A 19,899-nucleotide genomic window follows, 5' to 3' on the forward strand; every position below is an offset into this window, starting at 1 on the left:
TACGCCCCGCGTCGGACCTGGCCGGAACGGCACTGCGTGGGGCGGTCAGGGGCGGACGTGCTGTCGGGCCGGGAGGTCATCCAGAACCCGGCGCAACACGCCGGCCAGAGCGGCGTTGACCTCCTCGGGCCGCTCCATCATCAGCATGTGCCCGGCGCCGGGGCACACGGTCAGTTCGGTGGCGGGTAGCGCGGCGGCGATCGACTCCGCGCACGGCGGTGGGGTGAGTCGGTCCCGGTCGCCCACCAGCGCCGCCGCCGGCAGGTGTGCCAACGCGGTGAGCGTGGCCAGCCGGTGCTGGGTGCCGATGGAGGCCCGGAACCCGCCGATCGACCGCAGCGAGGCCCGGGCCACCGCCGAGGTGACCAGCCGGATGTCCGTGGGGTCGCAACGGTCCCCGAAGAGGATCCACCGGATGCTCGGGCGGAGGGCGCGCAACAGGGCCAGCGGCGGTCGCCACGCGCCGCAGCGGGCGAGAACCCCGGCTCCGGTGGTCTCGGCCAGCCGGATTATCCGGGCGATCCGGGGCGAAAGACCATAGACGGTATGGGTGTGCCCCTCCGCCGTGGTGGAGACGAAGACCAGACCGGCGGTGCGCCGGGAGAAGTGGTCCGGGTGGCGGTGCGCGTACTCCATGATCGTCATGCCGCCCATCGAGTGGCCGACCAGCACCACCGGGCCGGTGGGCGCCACCGCGTCCAGCACCGCGGCCAGGTCGTCACCCAGTTGGGCGAGGGTGGCCGTGGGCAGCGCCATGCAGCTGGACCGGCCGTGCCCACGCGCGTCGTAGGTGACCACCCGGACCGAGCCGAACGTCTCGCGGAGGGCGGCCAGTTGCCGGTGCCAACTGCGCCCGTCCAGGGTCCAGCCGTGCAGCAGCACGGCGGTGACCTCGGCGTCGGTCGGGCCGGCGGTCTCCACGTGCAGGCGTACGTCGTCGCCCAGCCGTACCTCGGTCGGCTCTGGCATCGCCACCTCCCCACGGCGCACGGATGCGTAACAACGGGTATACCCGGTGGTAACACCGGCTACCCGTCATGACAACACGTCAACCGGGGTGTTGAGAAGATCTCGTCGATCGGCTCCGCCCGGGCGGCGGCCGCGACCGCCTCCGGCGACCAGCAGCCGTACGCCGTGGTGCTTGGGCGGTATCGACCGGATCGCGCCGGCGGTCAGCGAGGTGGGGCTGGACGATCCGCACCTGCTGCCCCTCGCGGTCCGCCGGCACGCGATCCGTACCGTGGCCACGCTGCGCGCCGACCCGAGGCTGGCGCCGTCGGTCGCCGTCGGCCGGGTCGCCGTCGGCCGGGTCGCCGTCACCGGAGCCGTCTAGGACCTTGCCGCCGACGAGGTCGTCCTGCTGGACCCGTCGGAACGGGCGTGAGACGGCGAACGCCCGACGGGCGAGACCCGACGGGCGTTCACAGGTGGTACGGAGAGGACACCGCGGCCCTCGGCCGATCAGGCCTCGAAGACGCCGGCCTCGACCAGGCGCTTCTCGGTGGCGTCCCAGCCGTCGCCCGGGTGGGCGGCGTTGAGACCGTTGAGCTCGGCGCGGATCTTGGTGGCGTGGCCGGCGGCTGCCAGCACCCGGATCTCCTCGACGAAAGCCTCGGAGTCGGTGCGCAGGTGCGCCGTCTTGCCGTTGGTCAGGTTCCGCACGTAGGCGTGCTTGCCGCCGTTGAGCGGGATGACGTACTTGAACTCGCCCAGCACGCTGAGGGCGCCACCCTGGCCAGCCTGGCCGGCCCGGACTGACGCGCGCGCGGTCTTAGAGGTGTTGCTCGCCACGGAGGTACTCCTTGAAAGACGTACGGAGGACGGAACGTCCGGGGGCTGTTGCGGACGCCGGGTAAGGCGAGACCCGCGGAGGCTTACGCGGCACAGGCCGCCGATGGAACTGTACACGAGCCACGATGCCGGCTGGTCATCGCGGCGTCACGAGGTGGAACCGCGGTCACCTGTCCGGGTATTCCGAGCGGCGGATTTTCCGATTCCCTGGCGTACCATCCGTCACAGCAGTCATCATGTGTTCCACAAGCCCGGGTCGGGCGAGGTCGTAGGGGAAGACGCACCTCGCACTCCGGGAGGTCACCGTGCCAACGCGTGGCGTCGTATACGTCCACTCGACCCCACTCGCCGTGTGCTCGCACGTCGAGTGGGCGATCGCGCGCGTCCTCGTCGCGCCGGTCAACCTGCAGTGGACGGCACAGCCCGTCGATCCCGGCGCCCGCCGGGCCGAGTGCGGGTGGTCCGGTAGCCCGGGAACGGGCGCCGAGTTGGCCGCTGCCCTCCGGCAGTGGCCCATGATCCGTTTCGAGGTCACCGAGGAGCCCAGTCCCGGCGTCGACGGCGAGCGCTTCATGCACGTGCCGGGCCGGGGCCTGTTCCGGGCGACCGTGGGCGCCGCCGGGGACATTCAGCTCGGCGAGGACCGGCTACGCAGCATCATGGCTGGCGCACGGGCGCCGGAGGCCCTGGCACATGCCCTCGACAAGGCGCTCGGCACCGCGTGGGACGCCGAACTGGAGCCGTACCGCCACGCCGGGGACGGCGCGCCGGTGACCCTGCTCACCCGGGTCGGATAGGCAGGTGCGCCGGCCCCGCGCAGGCGGCGGTCGAGTTGCTCGGTACGCGGTGAACTGGTGGGATGGTCGGCGTGTCGACTACCCCTCGGCGCGTCGCCACCGCGTTCGTCCTGGTGACCGCGCTGCTCGTCGCCGGCTGTTCCGAGGCTGGCCAACGCCCCTCGGCGGGCCCCGCCTCGACCCCGGTCACGGAGCCCGCGCCGCCGTCCAGCGTCCCATCCGAGGACCCGGCCACCCGGGCCGCCGCGCTCGTCGCCGAACTTGCCGACGAGGACCTGGTCGGCCAGGTGCTGATGCCGTACGCGTACGGCGACCACGCGACGAAGGTGTCGACCGGTTCGGCGGCCGGTAACCGGAAGCTGGCCGGAGTGGACACACCCGCCGAGATGGTCGAGAGGTACCGCCTGGGCGGGCTGATCCTGGTGGGCTTCAGCGCGGACGACCCCACCCAGGGCAACCAGGAGACCACCAACGTCGACAACCCGAAGCAGGTCCGCAGGCTCACCACCGGGCTGCGCGAGGCCGCCGGGCGGCTGCCCGCTGGCGCGGCACCCTTCCTGATCGGCACCGACCAGGAGTACGGGGTGGTCACTCGGATCACCGACGGGGTCACCTTGTTGCCGAGCGCGCTCGGCGCCGGCGCCGCCGGTGACCCGGACCTGACCGAGGCCGCCTGGCGTGCCGCCGGCACCGAACTGACCGCCATGGGCATCAACGTCGACTTCGCGCCGGTGGCTGACGTGCTGGTGACCGGCAGCACCGTGATCGGGTCCCGCTCGTTCGGCTCGGATCCCCAGCAGGCGGCCGACCAGGTCGGCGGCGCGGTACGCGGGTTGCAGACCGCCGGGGTGGCCGCGACCCTCAAGCACTTCCCGGGCCACGGCCACAGCGCCGTCGACTCGCACAAGGATCTGCCCCAGCTGGCCCAGTCCCGCAGCAAGCTGGCGGCCGAGGCGTGGCCGCCGTTCACCGCCGGCATCGAGGCCGGCGCGCTCGCCGTGATGTCCGCCCACCTCGACGTGCGCTCGGTCGACCCGGGGGTGGCCGCCACCTTCTCGCACAAGCTGCTCACCGAGGTGCTGCGTGGCGAACTCGGTTTTCAGGGTGTGGTGATCACCGATGGGATGAACATGCCGCCGGCCCGGCGCTTCCCGCCCGGTGAGGCGGCGGTGCGGGCGCTGAAGGCCGGCAACGACCTGATCCTCATGCCGCCGCACGTCGGCCAGGCGTACGAGGGGCTGCTGACCGCGTTGCGCGACGGCACGCTGCCCCGCAGCCGGCTGGTCGAGGCGGCCACCCGTGTGCTGACCATGAAGTTCACCCTGGGCGACCCACCCGCACCGGAGTTGTCCGTGCTGGGCGCACCGGCGCACCGCGAGGCGGTCGACGCGCTGGCTGCCGGCGCGGTGTCCGTGCTGCGCGGCCGGTGCGACACCACCGGCGTCCGTGGTCCGGTGACCGTCACCTCGTCGGGCGGGCGGGCGCACACCCGGGCGGCGTTGACCGAGGCGCTGACCTCGGCCGGCGTGAAGGTGGTGCCCAGCGGTGGCGCCGTCGTGCATCTGGTCGGCTACGGCGACGGCTCGAAGGACCTGCGGACCGACGCGGCGGTCACGGTCGCCATGGACACCCCGTACGTGCTGGCCAAGGCGAAGTCGGCCACGCTGCTGGCCACCTACTCGTCGAGCCGAGCCTCGATGACCGCGCTGGCCGACGTGCTTGCCGGCAAGACCCGCCCGACGGGCCGCTCCCCGGTCAAGATCCCCGGCCTACCCCCCACCACCTGCTCGTCCTGACCCCATCCCACCCCCACTCCCACGCAGTTGATCATGAGGTTGGCGGCAGCCCAGAGATCGACTATTGCCGCTAACCTCATGATCAACAATCAACGGGGGTTGGCTCAGGGCCGGGTGAAGACCAGCGCCACGTTGTGACCGCCGAAGCCGAACGAGTTGTTCAGGGCGGCGGGCACGTCCATGTGCCGGGCCTTGTTGGCCGCCACCTCCAGGGTGAGACCGTCGTCCGGGTCGTCCAGGTTGATCGTCGGCGGCACCACGCCGTCGCGGATCGTCAGGATGGTGGCGATCGACTCCAGCGCGCCGGCCGCGCCGAGCAGGTGACCGGACATGGACTTGGTGGCGGTGAGCACCGGATGGTCGCCCAGCGCGGCCCGCAACGCGGTGATCTCCGCCAAGTCGCCCACCGGAGTCGAGGTGGCGTGCGCGTTGACGTGGACGATGTCGGACTTCGCCACGTCCGCGTCGGAGATCGCCTTCGCGATCGCCCGGATCGCGCCGGCACCCTCCGGGTGTGGCTGGACGATGTCGAAGCCGTCGGAGGTGATGCCCGCGCCGGCGAGCCTCGCGTACACCCGGGCACCCCGGGCGGCGGCGTGGTCGGCGCGCTCCAGCACGACGGTGCCCGCGCCCTCGCCGAGCACGAAGCCGTCGCGACCCTTGTCCCACGGGCGGGAGGCCCGCTCCGGCTCGTCGTTGCGGGTCGACATCGCCCGCATGGAGGAGAAGCCGGCGATCGGCAGCGGGTGGATGACCGCCTCGGTGCCGCCGGCCACCACCACGTCGGCGCGGCCGGCACGGATCATGTCCAGGCCGAGCGCGATCGCCTCCGCGCCGGTGGCGCAGGCGCTGGCCACGGCGTGCACGCCCGCGCGGGCACCCAACTCCAGGCCGACCCAGGCGGCCGGGCCGTTCGGCATCAGCATCGGGATGGTGTGCGGGGAGACCCGCCGTGGACCGGACGCCTCCAGGATGTCGTCCTGGGCGAGCAGGGTCACCGCCCCACCGATGCCCGAGCCGATGCTCACGCCGAGCCGCTCCGGGTCGAGCCCGGAGTCGGCCAGGCCGGAGTCCGACCAGGCCTGATGGGCGGCGATCAGCGCGATCGCCTCGGAACGGTCCAACCGGCGCAGCTTGACCCGGTCCAGCAGGCCGGCCGGGTCGACCGCGAGCTGGGCGGCGATCCGGACCGGCAGTTGCGCGGCCCACTCCTGGGCGAGCGGACTCACCCCGGAGCGGCCGGCGAGCATGGCGTCCCAGGTCGACGCGACGTCCCCGCCCAGCGGGGTGGTCGCGCCGAGCCCGGTGACGACGACGTCGATGCGACTCATGTCAGGACTGCGCCTCGATGTAGCTCACGGCGTCCCCGACGGTCTTGAGGTTCTGCACCTCGTTGTCGGGAATCTTGACGCCGAACTTCTCCTCGGCGGCGACCACGACCTCCACCATGGAGAGCGAGTCGACGTCCAGGTCGTCGGTGAAGGACTTCCCCTCGGCCACGTCGTCCGGGTTCACCCCGGCAACCTCTTCGAGGATCTCGGCGAGGCCGGCGGTGATCTCGTCACGGGTCATTGCGGTTGGTTCCTCTCATCGGGTTCTCTCGACGGGGCGGCGACGCCACCCGTCGCTCCTCGGCGCCGCGCGCCGTGGGGGTATCAGGGGCAGCGGACGACCTGACCGGCGTAGGTCAGGCCGCCGCCGAAGCCGAACAGCAGCACCGGTGCGCCGGAGGGCACCTCACGACGCTCCACCAGCTTGGACAGGGCCAGCGGGATGCTGGCCGCGGAGGTGTTGCCGGATTCGACGATGTCCTTCGCGATGATCGCCTGTGGGATGTTCAGCCGTTTCGCGATGCCGTCGATGATCCGTGTGTTCGCCTGGTGCGGGATGAAGGCGGCCAGCTCCGACGGATCGACACCGGCCCGTTCGCACGCCTGCAGGGCGAGCGGTGCCAGCGCCGTGGTGGCCCAGCGGAACACCGTCTGACCCTCCTGGGCGACGTACGGCCGCCAACCCTCGATGCGTACCGCGTCGCCGCGCTCCGGCACCGAGCCCCACACCACCGGGCCGACGCCCGCCGGCTCGTCCTCGGCGGCGGCGACCACGGCCGCGCCCGCGCCGTCGCCGAAGATGATGCAGGTGGAGCGGTCGGTCCAGTCGGTGAAGTCGGACAGCTTCTCCGCGCCGATCACCAGGGCGTTGCGCGACGCGCCCGCGCGGATCGCGTGGTCGACCGTGCCCAGCGCGTACGCGAAGCCGGAGCAGGCGGTGTTCACGTCGTACGCCCCGGGAACGCTGATCCCCAGTTTGGCGGCCACCCGACAGGCCACGTTCGGGCTGCGGTCGATCGAGGTGCAGGTGGCGACCACGACCAGGTCGATGTCGGCGGCGGTCAGGCCGGAGTTCGCCAAAGCCTTGTCCGCCGCGGCGGCGGCCATGTCGGCGACCGTCTCCTCACCGGCGATCCGGCGGGCCGCGATGCCGACCCGGTCCCGGATCCACTCGTCGCTGGTCTCCACCAGTTGGGCGATCTCGTCGTTGGTCACCACCCGGGACGGCTGGTAGTGCCCGAGGGACAGGATACGGCTGCCCGTCATGACGAGGCCTCCCCAGCGTCGGTGTTGTCGCGAGACGTGTGCGGACTGGTTCCGTTGACCGTGCCGTGCCGGGCGATGAGCTCCTGGGCGGCGGGCAGGTCGTCCGGGGTCTTCAAGGTGACGATCTCCGGCGCGCCGGCACCGGCAAGCTCGCGCTTGACCAGGCCGGCGAGCGTGCCGGCAGGCGGCAGCTCGATCACGCCGGTCACGCCGAGACCGGCGAGAGTGGCCATGCACAGGTCCCAGCGGACCGGGGCGGTGACCTGGCGGACCAGCCGTTCGAGCAGCTCGCGACCGCTGTCGATAGCTGTCCCGTCTAGGTTGGACAGCAGGATGCGGTCCGGATCGTTCGGGGTGATCCCGGCGGCGACGGTGGCCAGCGCCGCCTCCGCCGGAGCCATGTACGGGGTGTGGAACGCGCCGGCCACCTGCAACCGGACGACCCGGACCCGCTCCGGGGGCTCCGCGGCCAACTTCTCCAACCCGTCGAGCGCCCCGGCGGCGACGACCTGGCCTTTGCCGTTGCGGTTGGCGGCGTGCAGCCCGTGTGCGCTGATCGCGGCGGTCACCTCGCCGGCGTCGCCACCGAGCACGGCGGCCATGCCGGTCGGCTCCAGCGCGCAGGCGGCGGCCATCTCCCGGCCGCGTACGCCGGCGAGGGTGATCGCCGCCTCCGCCGGTAGCGCTCCGGCCAGCGCAGCCGCGCCGAGTTCACCGACACTGTGCCCGGCGGTCACCGCGGCCTGGCGCATCGGCAGCTGCGCGGCGGCGAGCAGCGCGGCGGCGACCAGCAGCGGCTGGGTGCGCGCGGTGTCCCGGATCTCGTCGGCGTCGGCGGTGGTGCCCAGGTGCACCAGGTCGACGCCGGCCAGCTCGGACCAGGAGCGCAGTCGAGCCTCGGCGTCGGGCAGGTCGAGCCAGGGGGTCAGAAAGCCGGGTTTCTGGGAACCCTGGCCGGGGCAGAGTACGGCGAGCACGTCTATGACTCTCCTGGATACCCATGGGTTGCGCTGTGCCGGCTGGCACCAAACCGCACTAGGTCAGTTGGAGGGATCCTACAAAGACTGACGCTGGTCATCACCCTGCTGTGAACTTTTACTGACTGGTGGGGCCAATGTCTGGGTCGGTACCACCGGATCGAGCCGGCCGACCGTCAGCGCAACCCGCAACGCGAAGGCGTCCCGGGGCGCCAGGGGGCTGAAACCGGTCACCTCGGAGATCCTCCGCAGCCGGTAGCGCACCGTGTTCGGATGCACGTACAGCGCTCGGGCGGCGCTCTCCAGCGTGCCAGCGGCGGCGAAGAAGGCGTCCAACGTCTCCAGCAGCTCACCGCCCGCGCGGACCAGCACCGCGTACACGTCGTGGCGCAGCCGCCGACGGGCCTCGGCGTCGCCCGCCAGGGCCCGCTCGGGCAGCAGGTCACCGGCGTGCACCGGGCGTGGCGCCGCCGGCCAGGCCGGAGCGGCCCGGTATCCGGCCAACGCCGCCCGGGCCGACTCGGTCGCCTCGTCCAGGCTCGGCACCGCCGGACCGACCACCACCGGCCCGTCGCCGAAGGCGGTGAGCAGCTTGCCGGTCGCCGCGACCGGGTCCGCCGCCCCGCCGAGCACGATCACCAGGCGGTCGCCGTGCACGCCGCCGATCACCTCGACACCGATCCGCCGAGCCTGCCGATAGACGGTGTGCAGAACCGCGGCGACCTCGCCGCCGGGGGAGGGACCGACCGCGACCGCCACCGGTGGCGCGTCCGTCCAGCCGAGCGCGGCGGCGCGGCTCGCCAGCACGTCCGGCGAGTCGCCGCGCAGCAGCGCGTCCACCAACAGGGCCTGCAACCGGGCGTCCCAGGAACCGCGCGACTCGGCGGCCCGGGCGTAGACCCGGGCGGCGGCGAAGGCGATCTCCCGGGAGTACCGCAGCACCGCCTCCCTCAGCTGCGGCTCCTCGCCGGGGGCGGCGAGGTCGCTGACCTGCTCCTCGACCACGTCGATGGTCACCTTGATCAGGGCGACGGTCTGCTGGAGGGTGATCGAGCGGGCCAGCGCCTGCGGCGCGGTGGCGAACACCTCGTCGGAAACCTCCTGGGTGCCCTCGGCGGCCCCGCCGCCGGAGCGCAACCACTGGACCAGTGAGCGGGCACCGGCCTGGGCCACCAGCATCACCCAGGAGCGCTGATCGGCCGGCAGTTCCCGGAACCAGAGCAGGGTCTCGTCCATCCGGACCACGCTCGCAGTGGCCAGCGCGCCGGCCGCCCGCTCGATCCGGCGCAGCGTGGCTGACAGGTCCGTGCCACCCGACTCGCTCACCCGCCTAGCCTGACATGCGCTGAGCTGGCCCTCGACGGCAGGCGTCGACAACGGCACCGCCGGCAGGTCAATCGGTACGCGCTGCGCCGCCGGTCAGAGCCGGCCAGTACGGTGACAGGGCACGTCGGGTGGGCGCCGACGGGTGAGGGCGAGCGTGAGGAGACGCCGATGGCGTACGGGGAGGCCGACCACGGCTGTGCCCAGGGGGAGCCGTGCCGACCGGGCCCGCACGAGCAGCCGGCCCTCGCCAAGCACCACCGTCGGCCGCCCGGCCTGGCGCATCCGGTCGAGCCGGGCACCGGTCGGATGGCGGAACGTCCCGAGGACGATCCCGCCGCCGGCCGGCAGCGCGGTGGCGACCCACCGGTGCCCCGCCCGCGCGCCATCGACTCGTCCCCGGCCGGGCAGAGTGACCCGACAGCCGGCGGGTGCCGCAGCGACCTGCCCGGCTGGGCCGGTGCGCACCGGCACGGTCCGGTTCGTCCGGCCCACCGCAGCCTGCGGCGGGAACGCCCGCCGGGTCGTTGGTGCTGAGCGGCCGGGCAGGCAAGCCAGGCTGCTGCGGCGCGTTCGCCCGGCGGACCGCGAACCCCCGCCGGGAGATGGCGTCAGCGGGTGCGGCGACGGATCAGTAGGGCGATCCCGGCGAGCCCGAAGGTGATCACCAGCACCACCACGACGTTGAGCAGGAGCAGGCGGCGCAGCTCGCTGAACGCCTCGTTGATGTCCTGCGCGGGGTCGAGCGCGTCCTCCGGAATGATGCGTTCACCCCCGCCGGCACCCCCGCTGACCGCCTCGTAGGTCCGTTCCAGCGGCACACCGGCGGTGCGCAGCGTCTCGGACATGCTGACCCGTCCGAGGTACCAGGCCGCGCTGACCTTCCGGTCGGGCTGCTTCGCCGGGCGGTACACGCGTGGTCCGCCGACCGCCTTCGGGTACAGGTCGTAGGTCTGCTTCGGAGCGTCACCGGCCAGCACCAGGACGGTGTACTTCGGACCGAGGTCGTCCTTCTCCGGGCCGCCGGACTGGCGGACCAGGCCCTTGTGGTTGACCTGCTCGATGACGGCGACGACATGGCTGGGGTGGGTGTCGGCGCGCAGGCGCAACGGCTCGGCCAGCCCGTGCCCGGTGATGTCCACGCCAGCCGGTGGCTTCTTCGGCGCCGCCCCGGCCGCCTCGGCAGAGGTGAGCGACAGCAGCAGCGCCGCCACCGCACCTGCCGTCGCACCCGCCAGTCGCCTCATCCGTCGGACCATGCCGCCTCCTCGCCCCGTCGATGGGTGGCCGTGCTGCAGGGGTCACACACGTTGGAAGGCCGACGGTGGTGACCGTGTCCACAGGACAGGTACCCACTCAAAGACTCCGCGGAACGCCGATCGGTTGCAGCTGATGGAACACTAATTGGAACTATCTGTGATTGCGACTCGGTCAACGACCAGCCGCGACGCAGTGGGCGGATTTTACCTTTGCGGGGGCCGTGATGGGGGGCAGGGTAGCGCGTTCGACGCTTTCCTGGGCAGTGGTGTTGGGCGTGGCGTTCGGCGTGTCGTTGTCGATGCCGGCGGTACGGTCGCCCGTCGCGGGACTGTTGTTGCTGGCCGTGCTGGCCGCTGCCCGACCGATCCGCCGCCGCGCCGCCCGCCGCGACTGAGCGCGGATGGCCCGGCGGGTCCGCCGCGAGTCAGACCAGACGGACCCGGGCCGCGCGCATCCGGGTCAGGGCGCGCTCGCGCCCGAGCACCTCCAGCGACTCGAACAGCGGCAAGCCGACGGTACGGCCGGTGACCGCGACGCGCACCGGTGCCTGGGCCTTGCCGAGCTTGAGGCCGCGCTCCGCGCCGACCGCCTCCAGCGTTGCCTTGAGCGTCTCCGCGTCCCACGAATCGACCGTCTCGAAGGCGGCGATGGCCGCGTCGAGCAACTCCGCCGAACCCTCCTTCATCGCCTTCGTCCAGGCCGCCTCGTCGATCAACGGGGACTCGACGAAGAGGAAGTCGACGTTCGGCACGATCTCGCTGAGCACCGCGATCCGGGTCTGCGCCAACGGGGCCACCGCGGCGAACACGGCCGGGTCGAACTCGGCCGGCTGCCAGGGTGGCGGCGCGATGGTGCCGGTGCCGGTCAGCCAGGGCCGGCACGCCTCGATGAACTCCGCCACGGGCAGCGCCCGGATGTACTCACCGTTGAACGCGCGCAGCTTCTTCTCGTCGAAGAACGCGGGCGAGGGGTTGACCTCGGCCAGGCGGAACTCGTCCTCGATGACCGACCAGGGCACGATCTCCCGGTCACCGGAGGGTGCCCAACCGAGCAGCATCAGGTAGTTGCGCATGGCCTCGGCGAGGTACCCCTCGTCGCGGTACGCCTCCAGGGCGACCTTGTCGCGGCGCTTGGAGAGCTTCTGCCGCTTCTCGTTGACCACCACCGGCACGTGCGCCCAGATCGGTGGCTTCACCCCGAGCGCGTCCCAGAGCAACTGCTGTTTCGGGGTGTTCGGCAGGTGCTCCTCGGCCCGGATCACGTGCGTGATCCCCATCGTCATGTCGTCCACGACGTTGGCCAGCAGAAAGACCGGGGAGCCGTCTCCCCGGGCGATGACGAAGTCCTCGATGAGCTTGTTCTCGAAGGTCGGCTCGCCCCGGATCAGGTCGGTCACCACCGTGGCGCCCTCGTCGGGGGTGCGGAAGCGCAGCGCCCGGCCCTCACCGGGCGACAGCGCCCGGTCGCGGCAGTAGCCGTCGTAACCGGTGTACTGGTTGCCGGTGCGGGCCTGCACCGCCTCGCGGGTGCAGTCGCAGTAGTACGCCCGGCCCGCCTCGTACAACCGCCGCGCGGCGGCCCGGTGCTCACCGGCGTACGAGGACTGGAAGTGGGGCCCCTCGTAGCTGCCCCGTTCGATGCCGATCCAGTCCAGCGCGGAGAGGATGCCCTCGGTCCACTCGGGCTTGTTGCGGGCCGCGTCGGTGTCCTCGATGCGCAGCACGAACACCCCGCTCTGCTGCCTGGCGTAGATCCAGTTCTGGAGTGCCGAACGGGCACCGCCGACGTGGAACATACCGGTCGGGGAAGGGGCGAAGCGCACACGTACCGTCACGACCTCCAGCCTACGGCGACGCGCTACCGCATCCGGCCAAGGGGTACGCCTCAGGGCACCGAGCGGATCCTCAGGACCAGGACGCTACCGAGCAGGGTCACCGCGGCGGTGGTCGCGTAGAGCGCCGGGTATCCGCCCAGGTGCACCACGATCGGGGCGGAGACGGCCGGACCGAGCACCTGGGGCGCGGAGCCGGCGGTGTTGCCTGAGCGGCCACCCAGCCGACGGTCACCCCGAGCACGGTGCGGGCCTGAGCCAGCAGGGCCAGTGCCAGCGCGCCGAGCACCGCGGGCGGCCACCACGTCCGCGTACTCGGCGAAGCGGTGTGCGGTGTCCCGGTTCAGCCAGCCCCCGGCGTCCTCCAACGGCTGGGGCAGGTCCCAGTGGAAGAGGGTGGCGACCGGCAACCGGTGGTAGTGGTCGCAGGCCACGTCGCCGGTGCTGCCGTCGACGATCCGGCCGGGGTGTGGGCGAACGTGTCCCAGATGGACGTCCACGTCCGTCGGTTCCGCCGGCGCCCTCGATCTGGTACGCGGAGGTGGAGACGCCCCAGCGGAAGCCGGTGGGGAACTCGGGCATCGGTGCGGTCAGCATGCGCCCTCCCGGTGAACGCGAGACGTGCTCGGAACTTTAGGGGGCTGCGAGACCGTGCGCCATAGGCTCCCGAGCGGCCAGGCGCAATACCTTTCGGCGTGTCTTTTACGAACCCGTCCATATACGTCCGTTTTTGCGCATAGAGTGCCGAATATTGCGGGATGTCCTCACTGGAGGAAGACGGAAATGATCCTCGTGGAACGCAGCGCGCACGTGGCGGCGCAGGTGAAAGCGGTCTGGGACGTGGTGCAGCGGGCCGAGCAGTTGCCGGCCTGGCTGGCCGGGGTCCGTGCGGCCGAGGTCCTCTCGGGGGAGGGCTTCGGTCGGCGGCAGCTGGTCCAGGCCGGACGCGGTGCCGCGCATGAGGCCGAGGTGATCGCCTATCAGGAGCCGACCCTGATCGGCTGGCGCGAGCGCGCCAAGGGCGCCGGTGCCCGAGCGGAGGCGCGCACCGAGATATATGTCCAGCTCACACCCGACGAACAGGAGGGCGGCACGGTCGTGCGGCTCATCGTCGTACGCTGGCCGGCCGGCCCGGTCAAGGCCGCCCTGCTCCGGCTCGGCCTGCGTCGGGTCGGCGCCGACCTGGAGGACTCGCTGGCCCGGCTGACCGATCTGGCCGCCGTCGGCTGACGGGCCGCGTCCCGGCGTCACCCGCGAAGGTGGCGGCCCCGGTGTCCCCGCCAGGGGCACCCGGGCCGCCACCGCTCGTCGGTGCCGGAGCGCGACTCACACGTTCACGGTGAACGCGGCGATGCGTACCTCGTCCAGGTGCCGAAACTCGAAGAACGGCCGGTAGGTGCCGGCCGACGGCACGGTGACGCCGAACGCCACCACCGAGCTGGGCTGGCTGGCCGCCGCCGAAATACGCCAGATCGCCCTGGCGCAGCGCCGCCAGGTGCCCGTACGCGCCCAGATGCCGTTGCAGGTCGTCGACCGGCCGCCCGGCGTGCCCGAGCCACCCCCAGCTCTGTTGATCATGAGGTTGGCGGCAGTAGTCGATCTTCAAAACGCCGCCAACCTCATGATCAACGAGACTGGGGGTGGGTGGGGTGGGTGGGGATGTGGAAGGGCCCGGCGTGCGGTGTGCGCGCCGGGCCCTTTGGAGTGGAACTGCTCAGCTGTCGCCGCCGGTCTCGCCGACGGGGGCGGCGTTGACGTCGTCGATCGCGTACTTCTTGGCCGCCTCGGTCGGCACGTGGGCCGGCACCGCCCCGCGCAGCGCGAGCTGCCGCAGCGTCGCGACCGCCACCGACTCGGCGTCGACGTGGAAGTGCCGCCGCAGCGCGTGCCGGGTGTCGGACAGCCCGAAGCCGTCGGTGCCCAGCGACGTCCAGTCGCCCGGCACCCACCGGGAGATCAGGTCCGGCACCGCCCGCATCCAGTCGCTGACCGCCACCTTCGGGCCGTCGGCGTCGGCCAGCTTGCGCTGGATGTACGGCACCCGCTGCTCGGCGCCCGGGTGCAGGAGGTTGTACTCCTCGCACTCCACCGCGTCGCGGCGCAGCTCGGTCCACGAGGTGACCGACCAGACGTCGGCGGCCACCCCCCAGTCCTGCGCCAGCAACTGCTGCGCCTTGAGCGCCCACTGCACGCCGGTGCCGGAGGCCAGCAGGTTCGCCCGGGGAGCGTCCCCGTCCACCGACGGCGCGGGGGAGTAGCGGTGGATGCCCTTGACGATGCCCTCGACGTCCACGCCGTCGGGTTCCGCCGGCTGGTGAATCGGCTCGTTGTAGACGGTGAGGTAGTAGAAGACGTTCTCCGGCTCCGCGCCGTACATCCGGTGCAGGCCGTTTTCCATGATGTGCGCGATCTCGAACGCGAACGCCGGATCGTATGCGATGACCGCCGGGTTGGTGGCGGCCAGCAGCAGGGAATGCCCGTCCTCGTGCTGGAGCCCCTCACCGTTGAGCGTGGTGCGGCCGGCGGTGGCGCCGAGCACGAAGCCCCGGGCCATCTGGTCGGCGGCGGCCCAGAAGCCGTCGCCGGTGCGCTGGAACCCGAACATCGAGTAGAAGATGTACATCGGGATCATCGGCTCGTCGTGGGTGGCGTACGACGTGCCGGCCGCGGTGAACGAGGCGACCGAACCGGCCTCGTTGATCCCCTCGTGCAGGATCTGCCCGGCGGTCGACTCCTTGTACGACAGGAACAGCTCCCGGTCCACCGACGTATACCGCTGGCCGTGCGGCGAGTAGATCTTGGCGGTCGGGAAGATGGAATCCAGGCCGAAGGTGCGCGCCTCGTCAGGGATGATCGGCACCCAGCGCTTACCGAACTCCTTGTCCTTCATCAGGTCCTTGAGCAGGCGTACGAAGGCCATCGTGGTGGCCACCTTCTGCTTGCCCGAACCGCGCTTGACGTCGGCGAAGCGTTCCGCGCCGGGGATGGTCAGCGGCTTGACACTGGTCCGCCGGCTCGGCAGGTAGCCGCCGAGCTGCTTGCGCCGCTCGTGCAGGTACTGCATCTCGTCGGACTTCTCGTCCGGCCGCAGGTACGGCGGCAGGTAGGGGTTCTCCTCCAGCGCCGAGTCCGGGATGTCGAGGTAGAGCCGGTCGCGGAAGGTCTTCAGGTTCTCCAGCGTCAGCTTCTTCATCTGGTGCGTGGCGTTGCGGCCCTCGAAGTGCGAGCCAAGCGTCCAGCCCTTGATCGTCTTGGCCAGGATCACGGTCGGCTGGCCGGTGTGCTCGGTCGCCGCCTTGTAGGCCGCGTACAGCTTGCGGTAGTCGTGCCCGCCCCGCTTGAGGTTCCAGATCTCGTCGTCGGTCAGCCCTTCGACCATCTTGCGGGTACGCGGGTCACGACCGAAGAAGTGCTCCCGCACGTACGCCCCGGACTCCGTCTTGTAGGTCTGGTAGTCGCCGTCGGGCGTGGTGTTCATGAGGTTGACCAGCGCGCCGTCGGTGTCGGCGGTGAGCAGCGGGTCCCATTCCCGCCCCCAGACCACCTTGATCACGTTCCAGCCGGCGCCCCGGAAGAACGCCTCCAGCTCCTGCATGACCTTGCCGTTGCCGCGTACCGGCCCGTCCAGGCGTTGCAGGTTGCAGTTGATCACGAAGGTGAGGTTGTCCAGCTCCTCGCGGGCGGCCATCCCGATCGCACCGAGGCTCTCCGGCTCGTCCATCTCGCCGTCGCCGAGGAAGGCCCAGACGTGCTGGTCGGAGGTGTCCTTGATGCCCCGGTGGTGCAGGTACCGGTTGAACCGGGCCTGGTAGATGGCATTCAGACCACCCAGACCCATGGAGACCGTGGGGAACTCCCAGAAGTCCGGCATCAGCCGGGGGTGCGGGTACGAGGGAAGGCCACCGCCGGGGTGGGACAACTCCTGCCGGAAGCCGTCGAGCTGGTTCTCGCTGAGCCGGCCTTCCAGGTACGCCCGCGCGTACATGCCGGGGGAGGCGTGCCCCTGGTAGAAGAGGTGGTCGCCGCCGCCCGGGTGGTCCTTGCCCCGGAAGAAGTGGTTGAAGCCGACCTCGTAGAGCGAGGCCGAGCTGGCGTAGGTCGAGATGTGGCCACCGACGCCGATCTCCGGCCGCTGCGCGCGGTGCACCAACATCGCCGCGTTCCACCGCACGTACGCGCGGATCCGGCGCTCGACGTGCTCGTCGCCGGGGAACCACGGTTCGCGCTCCGGCGGGATGGTGTTGATGTAGTCGGTGGTGGTCAGCGACGGCACGCCGACCTGGCGCTCCCGGGCGCGCTCCAACAGCCGCAGCATGACGTAGCGGGCTCGCTTGGTGCCACGGTCGCCGATGACACCGTCGAGCGACTCGACCCACTCGCTGGTTTCTTCGGGGTCGATGTCCGGAAGCTGGCTCGGCAGGCCGGCCGTGATCACCGGGCGCTTGCGTTCCGTGGCCACAGGCGTTCCCTCGGTAGTGTGTGGGTAGGTCTCTAGCGCTATCCTGCCCCGTCGTGGCACTCGCCGTCACGTCCACCCGACCTAAGGGCGACGCTCGACACAGTTACTAACCAGTTCACTGCGGTCTCGGCGGGCCGCTGCCCAGTACGGAAGGATGCGGGTGTGCGCAGTGAGCTGATCACCGTCCGGACCGGTTCCCGGCCGACCGTCCGGGACATCACCACCGAGGCCGAGCGGTTCGTCGCCGGCTGCGGCGACGGGCTGCTGCACGTCTTCGTGCCGCACGCCACCGCCGGTGTGGCCATCATCGAGACCGGGTCAGGCTCGGACGACGACCTGCTCACCGCGCTGGACGCCGTGCTGCCGACCGACGAGCGGTGGCGGCACCGGCACGGCTCACCGGGACACGGCCGAGATCACGTGCTGCCCGCCCTCGTCGCCCCGTACGCGACGCTGCCGGTCCTCGACGGGCGGCTGGCCCTGGGCACCTGGCAGTCGATCTGCCTGGTCGACACCAACGGCGACAATCCCACCCGGCAGGTCCGCTTCTCCTTCCTGTCCGGCTGATCCCGTTCCCCTCGTCGCCGCACGATGTCCGAACACGGCCGAGCGGAGCAGACCCGACGCACCTCTCGGCAGCCCGACACCGTCTCCAGTCGGACGAGGTCGCAGGGGCCCGCCACCTAGGATGTGACCATGTCACGGCCGATCATCGCCCCGGCTGGCCCCGAACCGGCCGACCGCGCCCGGCTGGCCGGTGAGACGGTACGCCGGATCATGCACGTCGCCGCCGTCCTGCGGCACCACCAGGGTCTCGATATCGCCGCGCTGGGCCTGACCCCGGCCGTGGCCCGCGCGCTGTACCAGCTCGACCCGGACCGTCCGTTGCCCGCCCGCGAGCTCGCCGACCAGCTGCGCTGCGACAGGTCCAACGTCACCGCTCTGGTCGACAAGCTGGAGCAGGCCGGGCTGGTCGAGCGCCGGGTCGACCCGACAGACCGGCGGCAGAAGACGTTGGTGGTGACCGACGCCGGTCGGCGGATGCGCCAGCGGGTCCATCTCGTACTCTCCGACTCCCGGCTGCTGACCCCGCTCGACAACGAGGAACTCGCCGCCCTGCGTGATCTGGTGTGGAAGGTTTCCGATGGCGGCTGCCCGGCGGACTGCGTCCAGACCGGGCAGGCGTGAGGGACACTCGACTGTGCGAGGCGTGCCCCGGTCGGTAATGCTGTCGGACGTGACCACCCCGCAGGATCTCGACGACCGGTTCCGGGAGTCCCTGGCCGCCCTCGCCGCGCCACGGCGCCGCGGCGACCCGACGCGGCCGGTGGCCGAGGACAGCACACTGACCGGTGCCCAACTGCTGGACCTCTTCGACGCCCAGGTCACCAGCCGGCAACTCGATCTGGCCGGTCGCTGGCTGCGCAGCTTCGGCGAGGGCTACTACACCATCGGCTCCGCGGGTCACGAGGGCAATGCCGCGGTGGCGGCGGCCCTGCGGCCCACGGACCCGGTACTGCTGCACTACCGCTCCGGCGCCTTCTACTGCGTCCGCGCCGCACAGACCGACCCGTCCGCGCCGACGCCGCAGCCCTCCGCGCCGGCTGTTCCGCCGTCCGCGCCGGCTGTGCCGCCGTCCGCGCCGGCTGTTCCGCCGTCCGCGCCGGCTGTGCCGCCGGGGCAGATGTCCGCCCGGACCGCCGCGGAGGCGCGGGCCGGCCAGGCTACGGACGCCGCGGGTACCGGCCATTCCGCCGAGGCTGAGCCTTCCGACAGATCCGGCGAGCCGCCCGCCTCGGACCTGCCGGAGACCGGCGGACGGGGAGCTGCCCCCGGAACGCCGGGCGAGCCGGCGAGCGGTCCGGTCACCGGGGAGACCGACTCGCTGAGCGGCGCGAGCCCGTCCGGCGGCGCGGATCTGTCCAACGACGCGGACCCGTCCGGCGGCGGGTCCGACCCGACGGTGATCGACCAGAGGGACGGTGACCCCGCCGACCTGCCGCCGGTTGCCGACTCCGGCGTCCACCCGCAGGGGCGGGCAGCCGCCGCCGGGGACCGACCGGCAGCGGTGCCACTGACCGACTCCCGACCGGCCACCGTGACCACGCCGATCCCCGGGCCGGATGCTGCCGGTTCCGACGGGATCCGGACGACGGGGGTCAAGCGGCCGTTGCCCCGGGCGTACGCCGAGGCGGCCCGGGACGTCCTGCGCGGCATGGTGGCCTCCAGCCAGGAGCCGATCGCCGGTGGCCGGCACAAGGTATTCGGCCGCGCCGACCTCGCGGTGGTCCCGACGACCTCGACCATCGCATCGCACCTGCCCCGCGCGGTCGGGATGGGTCTCGCCGTGGAACGGCTGCGTCGGTTGGACTCCCGAGGAGAAGCGAACCGACCCGGCGCGGAACCCGAGCCGACGCCCTGGGCGGCCGACGCCATCGTGGTCTGTTCGTTCGGGGACGCCTCGATCAACCACGCCAGCGCCACGGCCGCGTTCAACACCGCCGGCTGGTACGACCACACCGGCCTGCGCATCCCGGTGCTCTTCGTCTGCGAGGACAACGGGCTCGGCATCAGTGTCCGGTCGCCGCAGGGGTGGGTGGCGACGGCCCTGCGGTCCAAGCCCGGCATCCGGTACTTCGCCGCCGACGGTGCCGACCTGGTCGGCACCTACGAGGTGGCGGCCGAGGCGGCAGCCTGGGTACGCCGGCACCGACGTCCGGCCGTGCTGCACCTGACCACGGTCCGGCTGATGGGACACGCCGGTGCGGACGCCGAGAGCGCGTACCGCCCCGTCGCGGAGATCACCGCCGACGTGGCCCGCGATCCGGTGGTGGCCACCGCCCGGCGGCTGGTCGATGCGGGCCTGGCCAGCGGGCCGGAACTGCTGGACCGCTACGACGAGATCGGCTGGCAGGTCCGCCGGATCGCCGAGGAGGTGCTCGACGAGCCGAAGCTGGCCGACGCCGCCGAGGTGATCGCCCCGCTGGCACCGCGCCGCCCGGTGCGGGTCGCCCTGGCGGTCGCCGACGCGGGCGCCCGCGCCGCCGGCCCCGACGCCGTGCCCCGGG

The 19,899-nt window shown here is 72.0% G+C and carries 20 protein-coding genes and 2 pseudogenes; 9 read left to right on the plus strand and 13 right to left on the minus strand.

Annotated features, from left to right (window positions below; all coding sequences use genetic code 11):
• Positions 1–45: 45 nt before the first annotated feature.
• The gene (locus AC2CHE_RS08810; protein ID WP_484504396.1) at positions 46–969 is read right to left on the minus strand and encodes an alpha/beta fold hydrolase; all 924 of its coding nucleotides are present in this window, start codon (positions 967–969) and stop codon (positions 46–48) included.
• 172 nt (positions 970–1,141) lie between these two features.
• On the opposite strand from AC2CHE_RS08810, the gene AC2CHE_RS08815 reads away from it, so the two are divergent.
• Complete coding sequence (locus AC2CHE_RS08815) at positions 1,142–1,333, plus strand: hypothetical protein (protein ID WP_484504397.1); 192 nt, start codon at positions 1,142–1,144, stop codon at positions 1,331–1,333.
• Positions 1,334–1,461: 128 nt separating this feature from the next.
• Here AC2CHE_RS08815 and AC2CHE_RS08820 read toward each other — a convergent pair whose 3' ends face one another.
• Positions 1,462–1,791, minus strand: a complete 330-nt coding sequence (locus tag AC2CHE_RS08820; RefSeq protein WP_484504398.1) for a hypothetical protein — start codon at positions 1,789–1,791, stop codon at positions 1,462–1,464.
• A gap of 305 nt (positions 1,792–2,096) precedes the next feature.
• Between AC2CHE_RS08820 and AC2CHE_RS08825 the strand changes: the two genes are divergently transcribed.
• Complete coding sequence (locus AC2CHE_RS08825; protein WP_484504399.1) at positions 2,097–2,588, plus strand: DUF3145 domain-containing protein; 492 nt, start codon at positions 2,097–2,099, stop codon at positions 2,586–2,588.
• A 62-nt stretch (positions 2,589–2,650) separates the two neighbouring features.
• On the plus strand, positions 2,651–4,384 hold the full coding sequence (locus AC2CHE_RS08830) for a glycoside hydrolase family 3 protein (protein ID WP_484504400.1): 1,734 nt from the start codon (positions 2,651–2,653) through the stop codon (positions 4,382–4,384).
• Between the two features lie 104 nt (positions 4,385–4,488).
• Here AC2CHE_RS08830 and fabF read toward each other — a convergent pair whose 3' ends face one another.
• From fabF to AC2CHE_RS08855, 5 genes are all read right to left on the minus strand, one after another.
• Complete coding sequence (gene fabF, locus AC2CHE_RS08835; RefSeq protein ID WP_484504401.1) at positions 4,489–5,715, minus strand: beta-ketoacyl-ACP synthase II; 1,227 nt, start codon at positions 5,713–5,715, stop codon at positions 4,489–4,491.
• Between the two features lies 1 nt (position 5,716).
• The gene (locus AC2CHE_RS08840) at positions 5,717–5,956 is read right to left on the minus strand and encodes an acyl carrier protein (RefSeq protein ID WP_007072348.1); all 240 of its coding nucleotides are present in this window, start codon (positions 5,954–5,956) and stop codon (positions 5,717–5,719) included.
• Between the two features lie 83 nt (positions 5,957–6,039).
• Positions 6,040–6,981 carry a beta-ketoacyl-ACP synthase III gene (locus tag AC2CHE_RS08845; RefSeq protein ID WP_484504402.1) on the minus strand — a complete coding sequence of 314 codons (942 nt, stop codon included), beginning with the start codon at positions 6,979–6,981 and terminating at the stop codon, positions 6,040–6,042.
• A complete protein-coding gene (locus AC2CHE_RS08850) occupies positions 6,978–7,958 on the minus strand; it encodes an ACP S-malonyltransferase (protein ID WP_484504403.1) in 981 nt (326 codons plus the stop codon). Before AC2CHE_RS08850 ends, AC2CHE_RS08845 begins: the two co-directional genes overlap by 4 nt.
• Positions 7,959–8,036: 78 nt before the next feature.
• The gene (locus tag AC2CHE_RS08855) at positions 8,037–9,356 is read right to left on the minus strand and encodes a PucR family transcriptional regulator (protein WP_484504419.1); all 1,320 of its coding nucleotides are present in this window, start codon (positions 9,354–9,356) and stop codon (positions 8,037–8,039) included.
• Positions 9,357–9,452: 96 nt separating this feature from the next.
• On the opposite strand from AC2CHE_RS08855, the gene AC2CHE_RS08860 reads away from it, so the two are divergent.
• A complete protein-coding gene (locus tag AC2CHE_RS08860; RefSeq protein WP_484504404.1) occupies positions 9,453–9,818 on the plus strand; it encodes a hypothetical protein in 366 nt (121 codons plus the stop codon).
• Positions 9,819–9,892: 74 nt separating this feature from the next.
• On the opposite strand, the gene AC2CHE_RS08865 is transcribed toward AC2CHE_RS08860, so the two are convergent.
• Positions 9,893–10,540 carry a hypothetical protein gene (locus AC2CHE_RS08865; protein ID WP_484504405.1) on the minus strand — a complete coding sequence of 216 codons (648 nt, stop codon included), beginning with the start codon at positions 10,538–10,540 and terminating at the stop codon, positions 9,893–9,895.
• A gap of 224 nt (positions 10,541–10,764) precedes the next feature.
• On the opposite strand from AC2CHE_RS08865, the gene AC2CHE_RS08870 reads away from it, so the two are divergent.
• Positions 10,765–10,935, plus strand: coding sequence for a hypothetical protein (locus AC2CHE_RS08870; RefSeq protein ID WP_484504406.1), 171 nt, complete (start codon positions 10,765–10,767; stop codon positions 10,933–10,935).
• Between the two features lie 30 nt (positions 10,936–10,965).
• On the opposite strand, the gene gltX is transcribed toward AC2CHE_RS08870, so the two are convergent.
• From gltX to AC2CHE_RS08885, 3 genes and pseudogenes are all read right to left on the minus strand, one after another.
• Positions 10,966–12,375: a glutamate--tRNA ligase gene (gltX, locus tag AC2CHE_RS08875; RefSeq protein WP_484504407.1), complete on the minus strand. Its 1,410-nt coding sequence runs from the start codon at positions 12,373–12,375 to the stop codon at positions 10,966–10,968.
• Between the two features lie 50 nt (positions 12,376–12,425).
• A pseudogene (locus tag AC2CHE_RS08880) lies at positions 12,426–12,578 on the minus strand (MFS transporter); the annotation flags it as partial.
• A 90-nt stretch (positions 12,579–12,668) separates the two neighbouring features.
• Positions 12,669–12,969: pseudogene (locus tag AC2CHE_RS08885) on the minus strand (family 1 glycosylhydrolase); the annotation flags it as partial.
• A gap of 186 nt (positions 12,970–13,155) precedes the next feature.
• Between AC2CHE_RS08885 and AC2CHE_RS08890 the strand changes: the two are divergent.
• Complete coding sequence (locus AC2CHE_RS08890) at positions 13,156–13,602, plus strand: SRPBCC family protein (protein WP_484504408.1); 447 nt, start codon at positions 13,156–13,158, stop codon at positions 13,600–13,602.
• Between the two features lie 96 nt (positions 13,603–13,698).
• On the opposite strand, the gene AC2CHE_RS08895 is transcribed toward AC2CHE_RS08890, so the two are convergent.
• The gene (locus tag AC2CHE_RS08895; RefSeq protein ID WP_484504409.1) at positions 13,699–13,950 is read right to left on the minus strand and encodes a hypothetical protein; all 252 of its coding nucleotides are present in this window, start codon (positions 13,948–13,950) and stop codon (positions 13,699–13,701) included.
• A 136-nt stretch (positions 13,951–14,086) separates the two neighbouring features.
• Positions 14,087–16,831: a pyruvate dehydrogenase (acetyl-transferring), homodimeric type gene (gene aceE, locus AC2CHE_RS08900; protein WP_484504410.1), complete on the minus strand. Its 2,745-nt coding sequence runs from the start codon at positions 16,829–16,831 to the stop codon at positions 14,087–14,089.
• 162 nt (positions 16,832–16,993) lie between these two features.
• Here aceE and AC2CHE_RS08905 point away from each other — a divergent pair, with 162 nt between their 5' ends.
• The 3 genes from AC2CHE_RS08905 to AC2CHE_RS08915 form a co-directional block, all read left to right on the plus strand.
• A complete protein-coding gene (locus AC2CHE_RS08905; RefSeq protein WP_484504411.1) occupies positions 16,994–17,398 on the plus strand; it encodes a secondary thiamine-phosphate synthase enzyme YjbQ in 405 nt (134 codons plus the stop codon).
• 129 nt (positions 17,399–17,527) lie between these two features.
• The gene (locus AC2CHE_RS08910; RefSeq protein ID WP_484504412.1) at positions 17,528–18,019 is read left to right on the plus strand and encodes a MarR family winged helix-turn-helix transcriptional regulator; all 492 of its coding nucleotides are present in this window, start codon (positions 17,528–17,530) and stop codon (positions 18,017–18,019) included.
• Positions 18,020–18,056: 37 nt separating this feature from the next.
• The coding region (locus AC2CHE_RS08915) for a thiamine pyrophosphate-dependent enzyme (protein WP_484504420.1) at positions 18,057–19,899 on the plus strand (1,843 nt) is incomplete at its 3' end.

This window comes from Micromonospora sp. ATLC16, assembly GCF_057196645.1.